Source organism: Paenibacillus sp. OAS669 (assembly GCF_014873645.1).
Taxonomy (GTDB): domain Bacteria; phylum Bacillota; class Bacilli; order Paenibacillales; family NBRC-103111; genus Paenibacillus_S; species Paenibacillus_S vulneris.
Genome location: NZ_JADBDR010000024.1, coordinates 1 through 14,420, shown reverse-complemented (window position 1 = coordinate 14,420; position 14,420 = coordinate 1). Strand labels below are relative to the sequence as shown.

Sequence of the window (14,420 nt, the reverse complement as noted above, 5' to 3'; positions counted from 1 at the left end):
GGATCATTGAAAAAGCTGATTGTTGTGTCGCTTACAAGTGCGTCTTTGCTGGTTGGCCTGGGGACAGGAGTTTTTGCCGAAGTAATCTGAAGGAAATTCAGGCATACTTGAACGGGGATTTGAAAGTCCGGGTAAATGGCACCATAGCCCAGCTCAATGACGAGCAAGGACTTGCTATAGAGCCTATCACGTATAATGGAAGCACGTATTTGCCGGTTCGCGGCGTAGCCAATGCATTGAAGGTTGCGGTTGATTATGACGCTGCCAATAACGAAGTTATTTTGGGCGAGAAGGTTAACGGCACACCATTGAATGCAGAAAAATTCGATGATGTACGCTACTCCAAGGAACCTGGCCAAACGACGTATAAAGGCAAAAATTATCAGGAAGTATTGTATCAGCACAGCGATAACGAACCGTTGGCTCCTTCACTTTTCGTTACCCCGGATAAAAAATATCAGAAGCTCTATTTGAAGCTGGCTGCAATAGATAAAGATATCACCGAAATCGAGATCAAGGATCTAGATAGCAATGCGCTTTTGAAAAAAGTCGATACGGTATCGATCAATGACGGACTTAAGGAGATTGAAGCCGACATCGGCGGCGTCAAGACGGTTGTTATTAGCTTCCACGTCAAATCGGGCGGCGGCTACATGGTACCATTGATCGATTCGTATTACAAATAAGCTTGGGCCGTCTTATGCTTCTTCCGTCCTCTGAGCTGACCCTGGAAAACAGGAAAAGTCCAGAGGACTTTTTCGTTTGCTGCGTAATTCTGCACAATAGGGTAAAATGGCTGTAAGTAACAGTGAGGAGTGGACGACATGCCTGTCATCGAAATGTCTTTATTCATTCAGGCTCCGATTCAACGCTGCTTTGACCTGTCCAGAAGCATTGACATCCATATGGAGTCAACGTCCAAAACGCAGGAAAAAGCGATCGCTGGCAGGACAAGCGGGTTGATTGAGCTGAATGAGACCGTCACGTGGGAAGCTGTTCACCTTGGAGTGAGACAAAGGCTGTCCGTACGCATCACGGAAATGGAGGCGCCGCATCGCTTCGTCGATGAGATGGTGAGCGGGGCGTTTCAGCGGTTTACTCATGTCCATGAATTTATTCCTCATGAGAGTGGCACCTTGATGAAGGACCGGTTTGATTATACCTCCCCTTTGGGGCCCCTTGGCCGATTGGCTGATTGGTTATTTCTTAAAAGCTACATGACCCGCTTTCTCCACGAGCGTAATGAGTATATCAAAGCAGTTGCCGAACGGCAGGAATGAGGCTTGGAATGCCCAGTCATAGCTTGATTAAACTGTCAGTTTCATTTTGTAGGGAAACTGCAACCCATCATATCCATTCACCGAACAAAGACCTTCACTATCGTATTTTCTAAAAAAAGAAAAGCGATGGTGAAGGTCTTTTTTTGATATTGATAATTAAAATATATCACTAAAATAAAAATGATTAATTTTACTTATTTGAATTTCAGGAATACAATAGTTCCAAGATGACCCGAAAGGTTGTGATTAAATGAAGCATCAACCTGATTATTTTCGTGAGCAGTTTCCGTATTCAGCCCCGCCGCGCGTACTGTTTGACGGTGTGGAGGTTCCGACAGCCATGCCGGACGATATTTTTATCACGGACACGACATTCAGGGACGGGCAGCAGGCGAGACCTCCTTATACCGTGGAGCAGATTGTCACCCTATTTGACTATTTACACCGCTTGTCAGGAGATAATGGCGTGATAAGACAGTCCGAGTTTTTCTTGTATAGCGAGAAGGATCGTGAAGCGGCATACCGTTGTATGGAAAAGGGGCATCGGTTTCCGGAGGTGACGGCCTGGATTCGTGCGGTGAAAAAGGATTTTGCACTCGTCAAAGACATGGGAATTAAGGAGACCGGCATTTTAACCTCGATTTCCGACTACCATATTTATTTGAAGCTGGGGCTCGATCGGGAAAAAGCCATGATGCAGTATCTGGATATTGTAGAAGCGGCTCTGGCTGCGGGGATTCGCCCGCGTTGTCATTTGGAGGATGTAACGCGAGCCGATGTGTACGGGTTTGTAGTCCCGTTCGTTCAACGTTTGACTGAGCTGTCCGAGCAGAGCGGGATTCCGGTTAAGGTGCGTCTATGCGATACGATGGGGTATGGAGTTTCCTATCCCGGGGCCATTCTGCCAAGAAGCGTTCCGCGACTGGTCCACGCTTTGAGGGAAGAGACGGGCATTCGCAGTGAGCAGCTGGAATGGCACGGACATAACGACTTCTACAAAGTGATGACCAATGCGGCCACCGCTTGGCTCTATGGGGTAGGAGGCATCAACGGCACGCTGCTCGGATTTGGCGAAAGGACAGGGAACACTCCGATTGAAGGTCTCTTGTTTGAATATATGGGACTGACCGGCGATACGTCTGTAGATACGACGGTCATCACGGAAATCGCGGACTACTTCGAACGGGAGCTTGGCTATCATATTCCTCCAATGACACCTTTTGTCGGGAAGCAGTTTAATGTCACCGCAGCGGGCATTCATGCCGACGGAGTGATCAAGAATGAGGAAATCTATAACATCTTTGACACCGGCAAGCTCTTGAATCGGCCTCTAGGGGTGCAGGTGACGGATAAGGCCGGGGCAGCCGGCGTAGCGTTCTGGGTTAATAAACAGTTAGGTCTTGAGGGCGAGAATCGTTTGGACAAAAAACATCCCTCCATACAGGCAATGACAGCCTGGGTGGCGGACCAGTACAAGGACGGCCGTACCACCAGCTTGTCGGATGCGGAGCTCCTTGGGGCAGCGAAGCATTTTTTGGCGGACTTGTTCTAACAGCGGCTCCAAACGTTTTGTGAAGATATTGTAAATCTTCTATTGATGTTAGCTCCGCTTTGGCATATAGTGATCGTAAGAAAATGATTGTAGAGATGAGAAGACCGCAGGAAAGGTCGTGACCGTGAAGTGGATAACGCACTTTTGGATTCGGTGGTTTTGCCGGACGGTATCCTCGATTCCAGCAGGTTGAGCAGCAGAGAAACGTTGTATATCGGGCGAAACGGCAAAGCGGTAGAGCGGTTTATTGTCGATCCGGATGACTCGCACAGCTACATCTTCAAACCGTTGACCAACCTGGACACGATAGGACGTGAAGCATGGGTTTACCGGAATCTTCTTCCCCGCATTCCTGTACGCTATCCGAAGCCTCTCGCACAGGCGCAGTACACGGATGCAGAGAGGTATTGGGCAATTTACGAAGATTTAGGCAAGCTGGAGCATCGGTTTGACAGAGAAACCTTGATAAAAGCAGCCGAAGCGATTCCATACTGGCATCGGCTTCCCGTCGAATCCGTTCCGGAGGAGTTTACCGGACATACTCCGCTAGTCGATCAAATTATGCGAGAAATTCAGGATAAGCTCCCTGTGGTGAGAACGATCCTGGAACGGCTGGCCTTTCCCGCTGATCTCACGGAGAAAGCACAACGGCTTGTTGGACAAATGGACGATAGGTTATTTTCCAAGCAGACAGTTTCTCATGGGGATTACCATCCGTTGAATTTGTCACTGCTTGAAGATCAGATTACGATTCTGGACTGGGAGTACGTTCACCGGAATTCGATCTACTGGGATCTGTATAATTTGTTGGACATTACAAGTCCCAGCTACAGAAGGCCTGTCGTTACCGCAGCAGTAAGGAATGAGGTGCTTCAAGCCTATTTTGCGCGAACAGAGCAGCTTGGCCAGGACGGCAGCTTCCGTACACTTCAGCAGCATTACTATCGCTACGCGCTTCTCTATTCCTTGTGGATTTTGACACTCATTGAGAAGGACCTGAAGTCCGGTGTGCTGAATCCCGAGGCGTTGTTGGAGCAGCAAGAGGAGACACGAGCCATTGTAATGGATTTATTGCTTGAGCAAATAGAGATGAATAATCAGCCCCGCTGACATAGGGAAGAAGACCAAGGAACCGAGAAGAAGCCTCGGTTTCTTGACATAAATTCAGAGCCCTCACAACAATCCACTTCGAAGCCAAGGCACCATTACCCTGGAATTTCTCTAGTCCCCCACGTCATTCCCTGTTGTGCCGCGTCACCGCCATGGATGGGTATTGAAAGGGGGTGTTATTATCCATAAAAAATTTATGGCCAAACTCATGAAAGCGGTAACATTTCAATACCTTTTGATGTATACTTGAATTAAAAGCGATCAAAGGAGAAATGTCGACTATGGGAGTAGAACCGATGAATCCTTCTGAATTGTATGCCGTAAAACGCTGCTGTCGCTGTGGAATGGAACTTGAGGAGCAAGCCGATTGCTATAAAAGCACCTGTGACGAGTGCGAAGGAAACACATTCTACCCCTTATCTCCGCTTCAGCCTAAGAGCAAGCTCATGAAGTATATGCAAGGAACCAATCTAATCGATGATTATTGGCACTAACCAACACTCCCCCGCGGGGCTCTCGACAGGAGCTGTTTGCGGGTTTTTTACTGCCATAGAATGTTTCCATTTCAGGTTTCAGCACATAGGACGAAACCGTTTCGAAGCGAATGCACCTCTTTGCGAGGTTATTTCACTGTGCCGTATAAATGCCTACCTGCTTCGGATCCTTCCATACCCCTCCGTACTGCTTCAATCTTTGCTCTGCCTCCATTTCGAGCCATGCAAGCAATTCAGCGTACAGCTTGTCATCGCTCGGAATCGGCATGTAGCTGAACATCGAAGAAATGTAGCGAACGACCGGAGCGCTTTCGTGAAAGACGAGAGCATTCGTAAGGAGCACTTCATTGACCTGTGAAAATTCGCCTCCCAATATGGACTTTGCGTTCTCCACACTGAATGTACCGACGGGAGAGGTCATAGGGGGATAACCGAATGCCTGCAGCATATCATTGTACAAGCTTTTGATCAGAGGCTGTGACTCGCTGGAATTCGTTATCGCCAATACATGACCCTCAGGTGCCAGAACCCTCCTGAATTCACGCAGCGCTTGCGGAATGTCCGGTACATGATAGAGCATATGTCTGGCTGCAACCCGTTGAAAGGCGCCGTCCTGAAAAGGCAGCTCTCTGACATCTCCGATCACTCCTTCGATGCCTTCCGATTTCGTCTGTTCAATCATACCGGCGGATTGATCCAGTCCGACCAGGCGGCCCTGATGCCCCGCATGGAACAAATGCTTCAAAAAGCTGCCGGTCCCGCATCCTGCGTCCAAGACGGCTTCTTCCCCTGTCAGCTTCATTAAGGCGACGGCTTCCTTGTCTAAGTTGATTTTACGATCCGTATACAGAGCATGAGTCTGAATGCGGATGGATAATGGTTCAGCATGGTCATATTGGCGAGTGATCTGCTTTGATGGTTCCATATCAATCTGCCTCCTTTTATGTTCATCCTAATGTAAAAAAATAGGAGGAGGAATGGAGTTTTATTTCCCTTTTATGGATTTTTATGTGATTTTTGCTGAAAAAAATTAAAATTGCCTCAAAAGTCTGTTGAAAATAGGTCTGGGGGCGTTTACATTTAGATTAGGTTATATTTGACATGGTTCGACAATGGCCTTGGCCGGGTTCTAACCAGCGGGACAGAGGATAGATAAAAGAACGTCGGGTTTGGAGAGAGTACAGATCATGGTGAAGAAAGCGACTACAACCGCAATCGTTGGTATGCTTGGCTTAGCGGGTGCGCTAACCAGCTGCAGCGGGATGAATGAAGATGCTTCCACGTGGACATATGATGCGGGACAACCGCTTTCAATGCTTATGGTGTGGTATGGGGACGATGTATTGTCGCCGATGAAGCAGCGGCTGCTGCAGGAAAAAGTGATAGAGAAATTCAATGTAGACTTGAAGATACAAATTGTAGATAAGGATGAATACGAAAGCAGGCTTAATGCTGCTTGGATGAGGGGAGAAAGCCCGGATATCGTCTGGATGAACAATACGATGATTCGTGAGGCGGCGGGCAGCGGAGCATTGCTTCCTCTCGATGATCTGGTCAAAAGCTCGCCCGTATGGAGCAGGATGCCTAAGGAATATTTCGCCGATTCCCGTTACTTTGGCAAAATCTATTCCCTGCCGCAAAACATTCAAGCTCCGGAATCGATTCATTACCGAGCGGATTGGGCCAAGGCGTTGAATATAGCTCCACCCACCAATCCGGAGGAGCTGTACAGGATGCTGTACGCATTCGCCAAGAACGATCCGGATGGGGACGGAAAAGCAAATACGACGGGGTTCACCATGGAAGGAAACTTAAGCCGTACCGGGGCTATCTGGAGGATGTTCGTTCCTGCGGCCCCCCGCAAGCTGGCCTTGTATCTGGATAATCAGGACGATACAATCAAATCCGCTTACTTGGTTTCTGCGGACATGAAGAAAGCGCTGGAGTGGCTGCGTAGAGGCTATGCCGAAGGCGTTTTGGATAAAGAGTGGGTATTGGAGAAGCAGAAGACTGCGGAGGAAAAATTTATTACCGGAAAGACGGGAGTCTGGGTCATGGGTGCAGACATGATCACCCCGCGTTATGACAAAATGAAGGCCAATTTCCCCAATGTCCATGTCACGTCCATCCCGCCGATGAAAGGTCCTTATGGCGCGAATTACGCTGTACGTGCCGGATATTCAAGTAATTATGTGATTATGTCCAAGACACCAAATCCGGTCAAGGCCAAACGGGTGCTGGATTATTTGCTCGGTCCGGAAGGAACATTGGAAACAAGAGTCGGTTTTGAAGGCAGTACTTATGCTATCGAGAATGGGGAGCTGCAATGGCTGGTGAAAGGGGAAGATAAATATTACGACCCCGGCTCTGTCCTAAACAGCGTCCATCGACTGAAGCTGCCTGTGCCTAATCCGATGCTGGAGCAAAACTTGAGGGCAGTAGAAGGCTTCAAGATGGAGATGAACGCGAACAGCTTGTACATCCCCAAAAGCGAGCGGGCAACCCAAAAGGCAGGAGAATTTGAGCGACTTGCTCTGGACTACATAAGCAAAATCATTATTGGCCAATATCCGGTAGACCGGTATGACGATTTCGTCGCCGAAGCAAAGAAGATGGGATTGGAATCGATCTTGAAGGAAATCAATGAGATTTATAAAAAAGAGAAGAAATGGGCGGAAGAAAATAAGTAAAAACCGGCGTTCTCCGATGGTAAGGAGCTGAGCCGGTCTTTTTTTGTCTGGTTATCCATTATGCTGAAGCATCAACAAAAAGCTGTCGATGAGGTCCGGGTTAAAAGCGGCTCCCTTCTGCTCCGCCATATAAGCAATTGCTCTATCTCTGATCCAGGCATCTTTATAGGCCCGCCGGCTTGTTAACGCGTCATAGACGTCAACCACGGACACGACCTGCGCTTCGAACGGGATGTCATTTCCTTTCAGCTTGGCGGGGTAACCGGTGCCGTCCCATTTTTCATGGTGGTATTGAATGATGTGCTCGGCAATGCGCAGCTCTTCCTGAAGGATCTCATCCTCAAGCTCTCGTGAGATTTTATTCACAATCTCCAGACCGATCAGCGGATGGGTCTCGATGATATATCTTTCGTAATGGTTGAGCTTCCCCGGTTTGTACAATATGCCCTCAGGAATGCCGGATTTGCCGATGTCATGCATAATACTGGCATTGACGATTTGTTGAATATATTCTTCCGGGAGGCCCAGCTTCAAACGCTCGTTATGGAAAGTAAGCAGCTTTTCGGTTCCTTGCTGTACACGGGACAGGTGCTCTTCAATATGCGGGTCCCTAATTTCACAGGAAATGGCAAGCACCTTCAATATTTCACTTTGCAGCTTCAGCTTGCGGGTTTCGGATAAATAGCTGCCCTCGGATATCTGGTCCAAATCGCGGACGACACCTACGTAGTAAGTTTGCTGATTCACAACCATGGGGGTGATGGTGATGTTGGTGTGCCAAATGTCTTTATTTTTCTTGCGGTTGATAAATACGCCGCTCCAGGCCAAATTCATCTGAAGCGACTCGTGCATACTCGCATACGTTTTTGGAGGAGTAAGACGAGATCTCAAAAAGTTGGCCCGAAGACCTATCATATATTCACGGGAATATCCCGTAACTTCCTCATATTTGGAATTAACCTCAACAATACGGTGATTCTCATCCGTAATAATGACCCCGTCGGCTAATTTCAGGTAAAACTCTAGAGCCGCCTGCATGGTGTTCCTCCTTATATATAGTAAAGCTCTCGTGCAGGAGGTTGTGGTGACCTCAAGCCGGTTGTACCTTTCATAGTTTAGCATAATTTTTATGTAACAAAGTTCACAATTTGTTGAATAAATAGTCCCGGTTCTCCCCATTCCTGTTTCGCCGCATGCAACTTAAGAAAATTTTAAGGTTTCCTTATGAGCGCCTTAAATTGTGTTTTGTATACTAAAGGTAACTATATGCAGTGATGCAGCAGCCAATTAAGGAGCGGAAATCATGCGGAACACGTTGAGGAATGACGTTGAACGGAATCATAGTCCTATAACGAAATGCCTGCTAAGGAATACGGAGCTGGAATATCGGGCGAAAACGGTCAAAGGGTACGAGGTAAGCTGCTACCAAATGTGCTTTTACATTCTTCAAAATGAGGCCAAAGCGATGAAGGCTGCCTTGGCATCTGTCGAAGCGCTGCTGTTGAATGACTCCTTCTTCTCCATGCCGGAAAGGGAGCGCCTCGACGCTGTACGGAAAGTATCGATTCGCTGCTCCCTGAGACAGGTTTAAAAAGCATGAAAAATGATACAGGGCTGGAACATAGAATCCAGATTTCAAGACATACTACATGCTTAGAAAGTGATCTATGACATGGAGGACAAGGGAATGAGTCTGGATGGAAAAGCCGCTATGAGATTTAAGGATAAAGCAGCTGTGGTCACCGGCGGAGCCAGTGGAATCGGCGAAATGACCGTTCGATTGTTTGCGGCCGAGGGGGCGAAGGTCGTCATTGCAGATTTCGCGGACCGGGGGCAGGAGCTCTCGAAGGAACTGAATCAGCAGGGATATGATACGCTGTTTGTCAAAATGGATGTGACCCAGGAAGATCAGGTAAGAAACATGGTCGAGCGGACTGTGAAGCAATACGGCAAGCTGGATATTCTGTTTGCCAATGCAGGGATCGCCAGGGACGCCCCGGCCCACGAACTCAGTCTGGAGTCATGGCAAAAAACGATCGATATCAATTTGACCGGCGTATTCCTGTGCGATAAGTATGCGATCGGGCAGATGCTGTCGCAAGACACGGGCGGGGTTATTGTTAACTGCGGCTCCATACACAGCCATGCCGGAAAAGCGGGAGTAACCGCTTATTCCTCCGCCAAGGGCGGTGTCAAGCTCTTAACCCAAACGTTAGGAGTTACTTACGCCAAAAACCGTATCCGGGTCAATGCGGTATGTCCGGGGTACATCGATACGCCGCTGATTTCGGGACGCTCGGAAGCGATGAACGAGCATCTGATCAGCCTCCATCCTATGGGAAGGCTGGGCAAGCCGGAGGAAGTAGCGAAAGCTGTGCTGTTTCTGGCCAGCGAGGACGCTTCGTTTATTACAGGTACCAGCCTTCTCATCGACGGAGGCTATACGGCGCAATAAAGTCAAGCCGGAATCAGCGCAAAAAGACCGTTCCATCCAGCCGTCGAGGCCGGATTGGAGCGGTCTTTGCGCAGAAGGAATTAATCCCTTATTTATTTTGAGCAAGTTGAGCTTGCCGATTGTACCATTGAACGAAGTTGTTGACGACACTGTCTAGGAATTTTACAGTCGGCTCGTGAGTAATGTTACCTTCGGCATCCATCTTCTCATGAACGACTCCCACATAAACTTCATTGCCTGGAAGAAGCGGCGAGTCAACACCCGGGGAGAACAAAATATCACGCAGGTGCATTTGTGCTTTCACGGTTCCAAGCACTCCCATCGACGCGCCCATAATCCATGACGGCTTGCCGTTCAGCACGCGATCCACACGGGACATCCAGTCGATTGCATTGACCATGACGCCCGGAACGGTGCCGTTGTATTCTGGAACCAGCCAGAGAACGGCATCGGCGGCAGCCACTTTGGCTTTGAATTCTTTTACAGCGGCAGGCGCTTCATTTTCAATATCCTGATCGTAGAAGGGCAGGTCGCGAAGGCTCAAAATTTCAAGCTCAAAAAGGTCTTTATACCGTTTTTGAATATATTCGCCCAGCTTACGGTTATAGGATTCTTTGCGGATACTTCCGACAATAGCAGCTACTTTCATGGTTATTACCTCCAAGGATTCATTTGAATTATGTAAATCAGATTTGAATAGTACAATAAATATTATTATTTATTTATTATATTTAGTCAACATAAAAGTTTAGAATATAGGCAAAAAAATTCCCGGAAAAGACATTTGTCCCGGGGGGAAGAAAGAGTCAGAGGCGATTGAGCTGTTCAAGCACCTGCTCCACTTTTTTCAGATGCATGGACATCCGTTCCTTGGCTGCAGCCGCATCGCGTTCCTGAACTGCGGCCACGATAAGGCGGTGCTCCTCCGAAAGCCGGCTTAGCTCGCTTTGGTCGGCGAATACCCATAATTTGCGGCTCTCCCGCATCACAGAACCCATGGATGAAAACAAGGATTCGAGGGTTCTTTGGAGCAGCGGGTTGCCGGACGCTTCGGCAAGCGCGACGTGAAGCCGGATATCCGCCTGCTCCAGCGCTTCCTCATCTTCAAGCTTTTCCATTTCCTCGAGTATCGAGGAGAGTGCAGCCAAATGATGGTCGGACCGGCGCTCAGCAGCAAGCGACGCACTCTCCGTTTCCAATATGTAGCGAAGCTCAAGCCAGGCTTTGAGCTGAGGGAGATCGCTGATCTCCGGCAGCTGCCATATGGAGGAGGGCGGCGGACTTGTCTGAAGCACGAAGGTGCCTCCGCCATGCCGCACGTCAACCCAGCCATGAGCCTTTAACGACATGAGGGCCTCGCGGATGGTTGAACGGCCTACCTGGTAATTCACAGCCAGCTGCTCTACGGATGGAAGGCGGGTACCTACCGGATAGTCGCCATGGAGGATTTGGTCCCGTATGGCATCGGCCACGACTTCGTATGCTTTTTTAATAATCACGAGTGCACATCCTTTGTATGGTTGTCAAACCGGCAGCCCTGCGGTAAGCTCATCCCCGGCTCCTGTCACAAACTGGACGATAAAGAGAAGCGCCGGCCTGGTTGCGGGCAGGCTTTGTTGATAACGGATTTTCCGGATCCAAGGGGAAAATCTTTTCGCAGCAGGATTGACACGTTATGAAAGCGAATTCTATAATAAAGTCATCAGATGACCTGATTAAAATTATACATGAAGGTTCCAAGAGAAACAATATCCCGGGAGGTTATATCCAGTGCTATCCTCAACTGTTCGAGAGCAACTGCAAGGCATTGTCGGGCCGAGCTGGTTTAAGGACGATACCGAATCCCTCGTCTCCTACAGCTACGACGCGACGCCGTTATATCAATCGCTGCCGGACGGAGTTATTTTTCCATCGTCCACGCAGGAGGTATCCGCGATTATGAAAGTGTGCGCACAGAACAAGGTTCCCGTTATTGCCAGAGGAGCCGGCAGCAATCTGTGCGGAGGCGTCGTACCGGTACAAGGCGGACTTGTCATGGTGATGACGAGAATGAATCGGCTGTTGGAGATCGATCAGGACAATTTGACGGCAACGTTCCAAACCGGACTCAATACGAAGCAGTTTCACAATGCGGTTGAGGCAACGGGATTATTTTACCCTCCCGACCCCAGCAGCATGATTATATGTACGATGGGTGGCAATATTGCGCTCGGCGCAGGGGGCCTTCGCGGATTGAAATACGGAACGACCAAGGACTATGTGATCGGACTGGAAGCAGTGCTGGCCAATGGAGATATTTTACGAACAGGCGGCAAGCTGGTGAAGGACGTCGCCGGATACGATTTGACCCGATTGCTGGTCGGGTCCGGAGGAACGCTCGCCATCATTACCGAGGCGACGGTGAAGCTGGTCCCCAAGCCGGCCTTTCGGCGGTCCATGGTCGCCATTTATAGCGATCTGTCCTCCGCAGCACGCTCGGTTTCGCAGATTGTGGCCAACCGGATTACGCCGTGTACGCTGGAATTTATGGATCGCGCGACGATTCGCGTCGTCGAGGATTTTGCCCGCATCGGCCTTCCCGTAGATGCCGAAGCGATACTGGCAATTGAGCAGGATGGCGATGAGAGCCTGGTGGAGCGGGATTTGCAGCTGATCGAATCGATTTGCCGCCAGGAAGGCGCTATAGAGGTCAAGGTAGCCTCAACTCCGGAGGAAGGCGCCAAGGTCATGGAGGCGAGACGAAGCGCATTGGCGGCTCTGTCCCGTTTGCGCCCCACGACGATCCTGGAGGATGCAACCGTGCCTAGATCCAGGATTGCCGAGATGGTCTTGGAAGTTCAGCGAATTGCCGATAAGTATAACGTACAAATCTGCACGTTCGGCCATGCCGGCGACGGTAATCTGCATCCTACGGCGATGACCGATGCGCGCAATAAGGAAGAGATTCATCGGGTGGAGCAGGCATTCGAGGAAATATTCGAGGCCGCCATTCGGATGGGAGGGACGATAACCGGGGAGCATGGCGTCGGCATGGTGAAGGCCCCGTATCTGGAGTGGAAGGTCGGCGCTTCGGGCATCGACATTATGAAGCGTTTGAAGGAAGCCTTCGACCCGGATCAGCTGCTGAATCCCGGCAAGCTGTTCGCCGAGACGCGCAAGCGGATTGTATTTAGCGATGCGTCCCATGGCGACCGCCACGAGGCTCAAGAAGAAACGGCTGCAGGAAAGCAGGAGGGCCGCTATCCGCAGAAGGAACAGCCGACGAAGCCGGCCGGTCAGGAGGAGGCGTAATATGGCGATGACGGAACGGGAAGCCTCTCACCAGCACAAGCTTGCGGAGAGGCTGAAGCTTACGCTGGACACGGACCAGCTGACCAATTGTATGCGATGCGGCTTCTGCCAGACGGCCTGTCCGACCTTCAATGAGACGGGGCTGGAGGCTGCGTCGCCAAGGGGACGAATTGCTCTCATGAAAGCCGTGTCGGACGGCTTTATGGAGCCCGACCGCCGCTTCCAGGAGCAGATGGACCTGTGTCTTGGCTGCCGTGCCTGTGAACCTGCCTGCCCGTCGGACGTGAAATACGGCCAGCTTATCGAGCAGGCGCGGGAGGCTATCGCTGCCGAAGCGCAGCACCCTTGGCACGTGAAGGCCATCCGCACCTTGTTCATGGAACGGCTGTTTCCTAACCATAGCCGGATGCGGCTGCTGGGGGGGATGCTCAAGCTGTATCAGCGCTCCGGCTTGCAGAAGCTGACGCAGAAAAGCGGAATCATGGGCCTGTTCCCCGAGCATATGAGGCAGATGGAAGCGATTCTGCCGGAAGGGTCCTCCGACGGCGTGATCCGCGCCTGGGAGAAGCTCGGTCTGCCGGCGGCCTGGGGAGCGACCGCAAGCGGCGAAGGCCGCATGCTGGTCATCCCTCCTGCCGGCGGCGTCAAACGCGGCCGCGTCGGGCTTTTTCGCGGCTGCATCATGGATGTGCTGTTCACGTCGACGAACGTGAACACGGTCCGGCTGCTCCGCGAGGCAGGCTTCGAGGTCGTCATTCCGACCTCGCAAACCTGCTGCGGAGCGCTGCACGCCCACGCGGGCGAAACGGCGTCGGCACGCCGCCTCGCCCGCGAGAACATCGACGCCTTCCGCGCAGCGGGCGTCGATTATGTGGCGAGCAACGCCGGCGGCTGCGGCGCGAGCCTGAAGGAATACGACCATCTGCTTGCCGCAGAGGAGTCGTATTCCATGGCGGCGGGCGAGTTCGCCCGCCGAGTCAAGGACATCGCCGAGCTGCTCGTCGATGAGGGGCTTCCGCTGCCGCTGAAGGCGGTGCAGCGGGAGAATCCGCAGGTGGTCACCTATCAGGATTCGTGCCACCTGCGCAACGTCATGCGGGTCCAGCAGCAGCCCCGCACGCTATTGCAGTCGATTCCGGGCGTCCGCCTGAACGAGCTGCAGGGCGCCGACCGTTGCTGCGGCTCGGCCGGAATCTACAATCTGACGCAGCCGCAGATGTCTGCGGATGTGCTCGATCACAAGATGGAGCATGTGGAAGCCACACAGGCGCAATATATCGTCACGGCCAACCCGGGCTGCCTGCTCCAGATGAAATGGGGCATTGTCCGTGCGGGCTGTGAGGATCGAATGAAGGCCGTGCATCTGGTCGACTTGCTGGCGGAATCTCTGGACGCGTCGGACACCAAGAGCTAACCGGTATCCATATCCCAAGAAAAAAGCTTACCATCCGGTCAATGTCATTAAGTTAAGATGCAGGACCAAGAATTATGTAAAAGAGCAGGTTATCGAAAAGATGGCCTGCTCTTTTTTTGTCCAAAAGAGAAAAA

Annotated in this window: 14 protein-coding genes; 10 read left to right on the top strand and 4 right to left on the bottom strand. The window is 50.8% G+C overall.

Going from position 1 to position 14,420, the window contains the following annotated elements:
- The first annotated feature begins 107 nt into the window (after positions 1 to 107).
- The 5 genes from GGC63_RS32110 to yhfH all read left to right on the top strand — a co-directional run bounded on the left by GGC63_RS32110 (position 108) and on the right by yhfH (position 4,436).
- Positions 108 to 686: a stalk domain-containing protein gene (locus tag GGC63_RS32110; RefSeq protein WP_225948647.1), complete on the top strand. Its 579-nt coding sequence runs from the start codon at positions 108 to 110 to the stop codon at positions 684 to 686.
- A gap of 138 nt (positions 687 to 824) precedes the next feature.
- The gene (locus tag GGC63_RS32105) at positions 825 to 1,280 is read left to right on the top strand and encodes an SRPBCC family protein (protein WP_192705749.1); all 456 of its coding nucleotides are present in this window, start codon (positions 825 to 827) and stop codon (positions 1,278 to 1,280) included.
- A gap of 250 nt (positions 1,281 to 1,530) precedes the next feature.
- Entirely contained in the window at positions 1,531 to 2,832 is a 1,302-nt protein-coding gene (locus GGC63_RS32100; protein WP_192705748.1) for a 2-isopropylmalate synthase, read from the top strand.
- A 153-nt stretch (positions 2,833 to 2,985) separates the two neighbouring features.
- Complete coding sequence (locus tag GGC63_RS32095; RefSeq protein WP_318781156.1) at positions 2,986 to 3,942, top strand: phosphotransferase family protein; 957 nt, start codon at positions 2,986 to 2,988, stop codon at positions 3,940 to 3,942.
- A 272-nt stretch (positions 3,943 to 4,214) separates the two neighbouring features.
- Positions 4,215 to 4,436 (top strand): protein YhfH, encoded by a 222-nt coding sequence (yhfH, locus tag GGC63_RS35265; protein WP_318781155.1) that lies wholly within the window; start codon positions 4,215 to 4,217, stop codon positions 4,434 to 4,436.
- A gap of 133 nt (positions 4,437 to 4,569) precedes the next feature.
- Here the strand turns inward: yhfH and GGC63_RS32085 are convergent, their stop codons facing one another.
- Positions 4,570 to 5,361, bottom strand: coding sequence for a class I SAM-dependent methyltransferase (locus GGC63_RS32085; protein ID WP_192705745.1), 792 nt, complete (start codon positions 5,359 to 5,361; stop codon positions 4,570 to 4,572).
- Positions 5,362 to 5,623: 262 nt separating this feature from the next.
- On the opposite strand from GGC63_RS32085, the gene GGC63_RS32080 reads away from it, so the two are divergent.
- The gene (locus tag GGC63_RS32080) at positions 5,624 to 7,126 is read left to right on the top strand and encodes an extracellular solute-binding protein (RefSeq protein ID WP_192705744.1); all 1,503 of its coding nucleotides are present in this window, start codon (positions 5,624 to 5,626) and stop codon (positions 7,124 to 7,126) included.
- A 51-nt stretch (positions 7,127 to 7,177) separates the two neighbouring features.
- On the opposite strand, the gene GGC63_RS32075 is transcribed toward GGC63_RS32080, so the two are convergent.
- Positions 7,178 to 8,164: an HD domain-containing phosphohydrolase gene (locus GGC63_RS32075; RefSeq protein WP_192705743.1), complete on the bottom strand. Its 987-nt coding sequence runs from the start codon at positions 8,162 to 8,164 to the stop codon at positions 7,178 to 7,180.
- Positions 8,165 to 8,429: 265 nt separating this feature from the next.
- Between GGC63_RS32075 and GGC63_RS32070 the strand changes: the two genes are divergently transcribed.
- Both GGC63_RS32070 and GGC63_RS32065 read left to right on the top strand, forming a co-directional pair.
- Positions 8,430 to 8,717 carry a hypothetical protein gene (locus GGC63_RS32070; RefSeq protein ID WP_192705742.1) on the top strand — a complete coding sequence of 96 codons (288 nt, stop codon included), beginning with the start codon at positions 8,430 to 8,432 and terminating at the stop codon, positions 8,715 to 8,717.
- 120 nt (positions 8,718 to 8,837) lie between these two features.
- Positions 8,838 to 9,581: an SDR family NAD(P)-dependent oxidoreductase gene (locus GGC63_RS32065; RefSeq protein ID WP_192705780.1), complete on the top strand. Its 744-nt coding sequence runs from the start codon at positions 8,838 to 8,840 to the stop codon at positions 9,579 to 9,581.
- An 88-nt stretch (positions 9,582 to 9,669) separates the two neighbouring features.
- On the opposite strand, the gene GGC63_RS32060 is transcribed toward GGC63_RS32065, so the two are convergent.
- Together GGC63_RS32060 and GGC63_RS35260 are read right to left on the bottom strand one after the other, a co-directional pair.
- Positions 9,670 to 10,230 carry an NADPH-dependent FMN reductase gene (locus tag GGC63_RS32060; RefSeq protein WP_192705741.1) on the bottom strand — a complete coding sequence of 187 codons (561 nt, stop codon included), beginning with the start codon at positions 10,228 to 10,230 and terminating at the stop codon, positions 9,670 to 9,672.
- A 157-nt stretch (positions 10,231 to 10,387) separates the two neighbouring features.
- The gene (locus GGC63_RS35260) at positions 10,388 to 11,080 is read right to left on the bottom strand and encodes a FadR/GntR family transcriptional regulator (RefSeq protein WP_318781154.1); all 693 of its coding nucleotides are present in this window, start codon (positions 11,078 to 11,080) and stop codon (positions 10,388 to 10,390) included.
- 271 nt (positions 11,081 to 11,351) lie between these two features.
- Here GGC63_RS35260 and GGC63_RS32050 point away from each other — a divergent pair, with 271 nt between their 5' ends.
- Both GGC63_RS32050 and GGC63_RS32045 read left to right on the top strand, forming a co-directional pair.
- A complete protein-coding gene (locus GGC63_RS32050) occupies positions 11,352 to 12,872 on the top strand; it encodes an FAD-binding oxidoreductase (RefSeq protein ID WP_192705740.1) in 1,521 nt (506 codons plus the stop codon).
- Position 12,873: 1 nt separating this feature from the next.
- On the top strand, positions 12,874 to 14,286 hold the full coding sequence (locus tag GGC63_RS32045; RefSeq protein ID WP_412973911.1) for a (Fe-S)-binding protein: 1,413 nt from the start codon (positions 12,874 to 12,876) through the stop codon (positions 14,284 to 14,286).
- Positions 14,287 to 14,420 lie beyond the last annotated feature (134 nt).

Coding starts and splice junctions, on each gene's coding strand:
- GGC63_RS32105 (WP_192705749.1), top strand. CDS start 825: ATGCCTGTCATCGAAATGTCTTTATTCATTCAGGCTCCGATTCAACGC.
- GGC63_RS32100 (WP_192705748.1), top strand. CDS start 1,531: ATGAAGCATCAACCTGATTATTTTCGTGAGCAGTTTCCGTATTCAGCC.
- yhfH (WP_318781155.1), top strand. CDS start 4,215: ATGTCGACTATGGGAGTAGAACCGATGAATCCTTCTGAATTGTATGCC.
- GGC63_RS32085 (WP_192705745.1), bottom strand. CDS start 5,361: ATGGAACCATCAAAGCAGATCACTCGCCAATATGACCATGCTGAACCA.
- GGC63_RS32080 (WP_192705744.1), top strand. CDS start 5,624: ATGGTGAAGAAAGCGACTACAACCGCAATCGTTGGTATGCTTGGCTTA.
- GGC63_RS32075 (WP_192705743.1), bottom strand. CDS start 8,164: ATGCAGGCGGCTCTAGAGTTTTACCTGAAATTAGCCGACGGGGTCATT.
- GGC63_RS32070 (WP_192705742.1), top strand. CDS start 8,430: ATGCGGAACACGTTGAGGAATGACGTTGAACGGAATCATAGTCCTATA.
- GGC63_RS32065 (WP_192705780.1), top strand. CDS start 8,838: ATGAGATTTAAGGATAAAGCAGCTGTGGTCACCGGCGGAGCCAGTGGA.
- GGC63_RS32060 (WP_192705741.1), bottom strand. CDS start 10,230: ATGAAAGTAGCTGCTATTGTCGGAAGTATCCGCAAAGAATCCTATAAC.
- GGC63_RS32045 (WP_412973911.1), top strand. CDS start 12,874: ATGGCGATGACGGAACGGGAAGCCTCTCACCAGCACAAGCTTGCGGAG.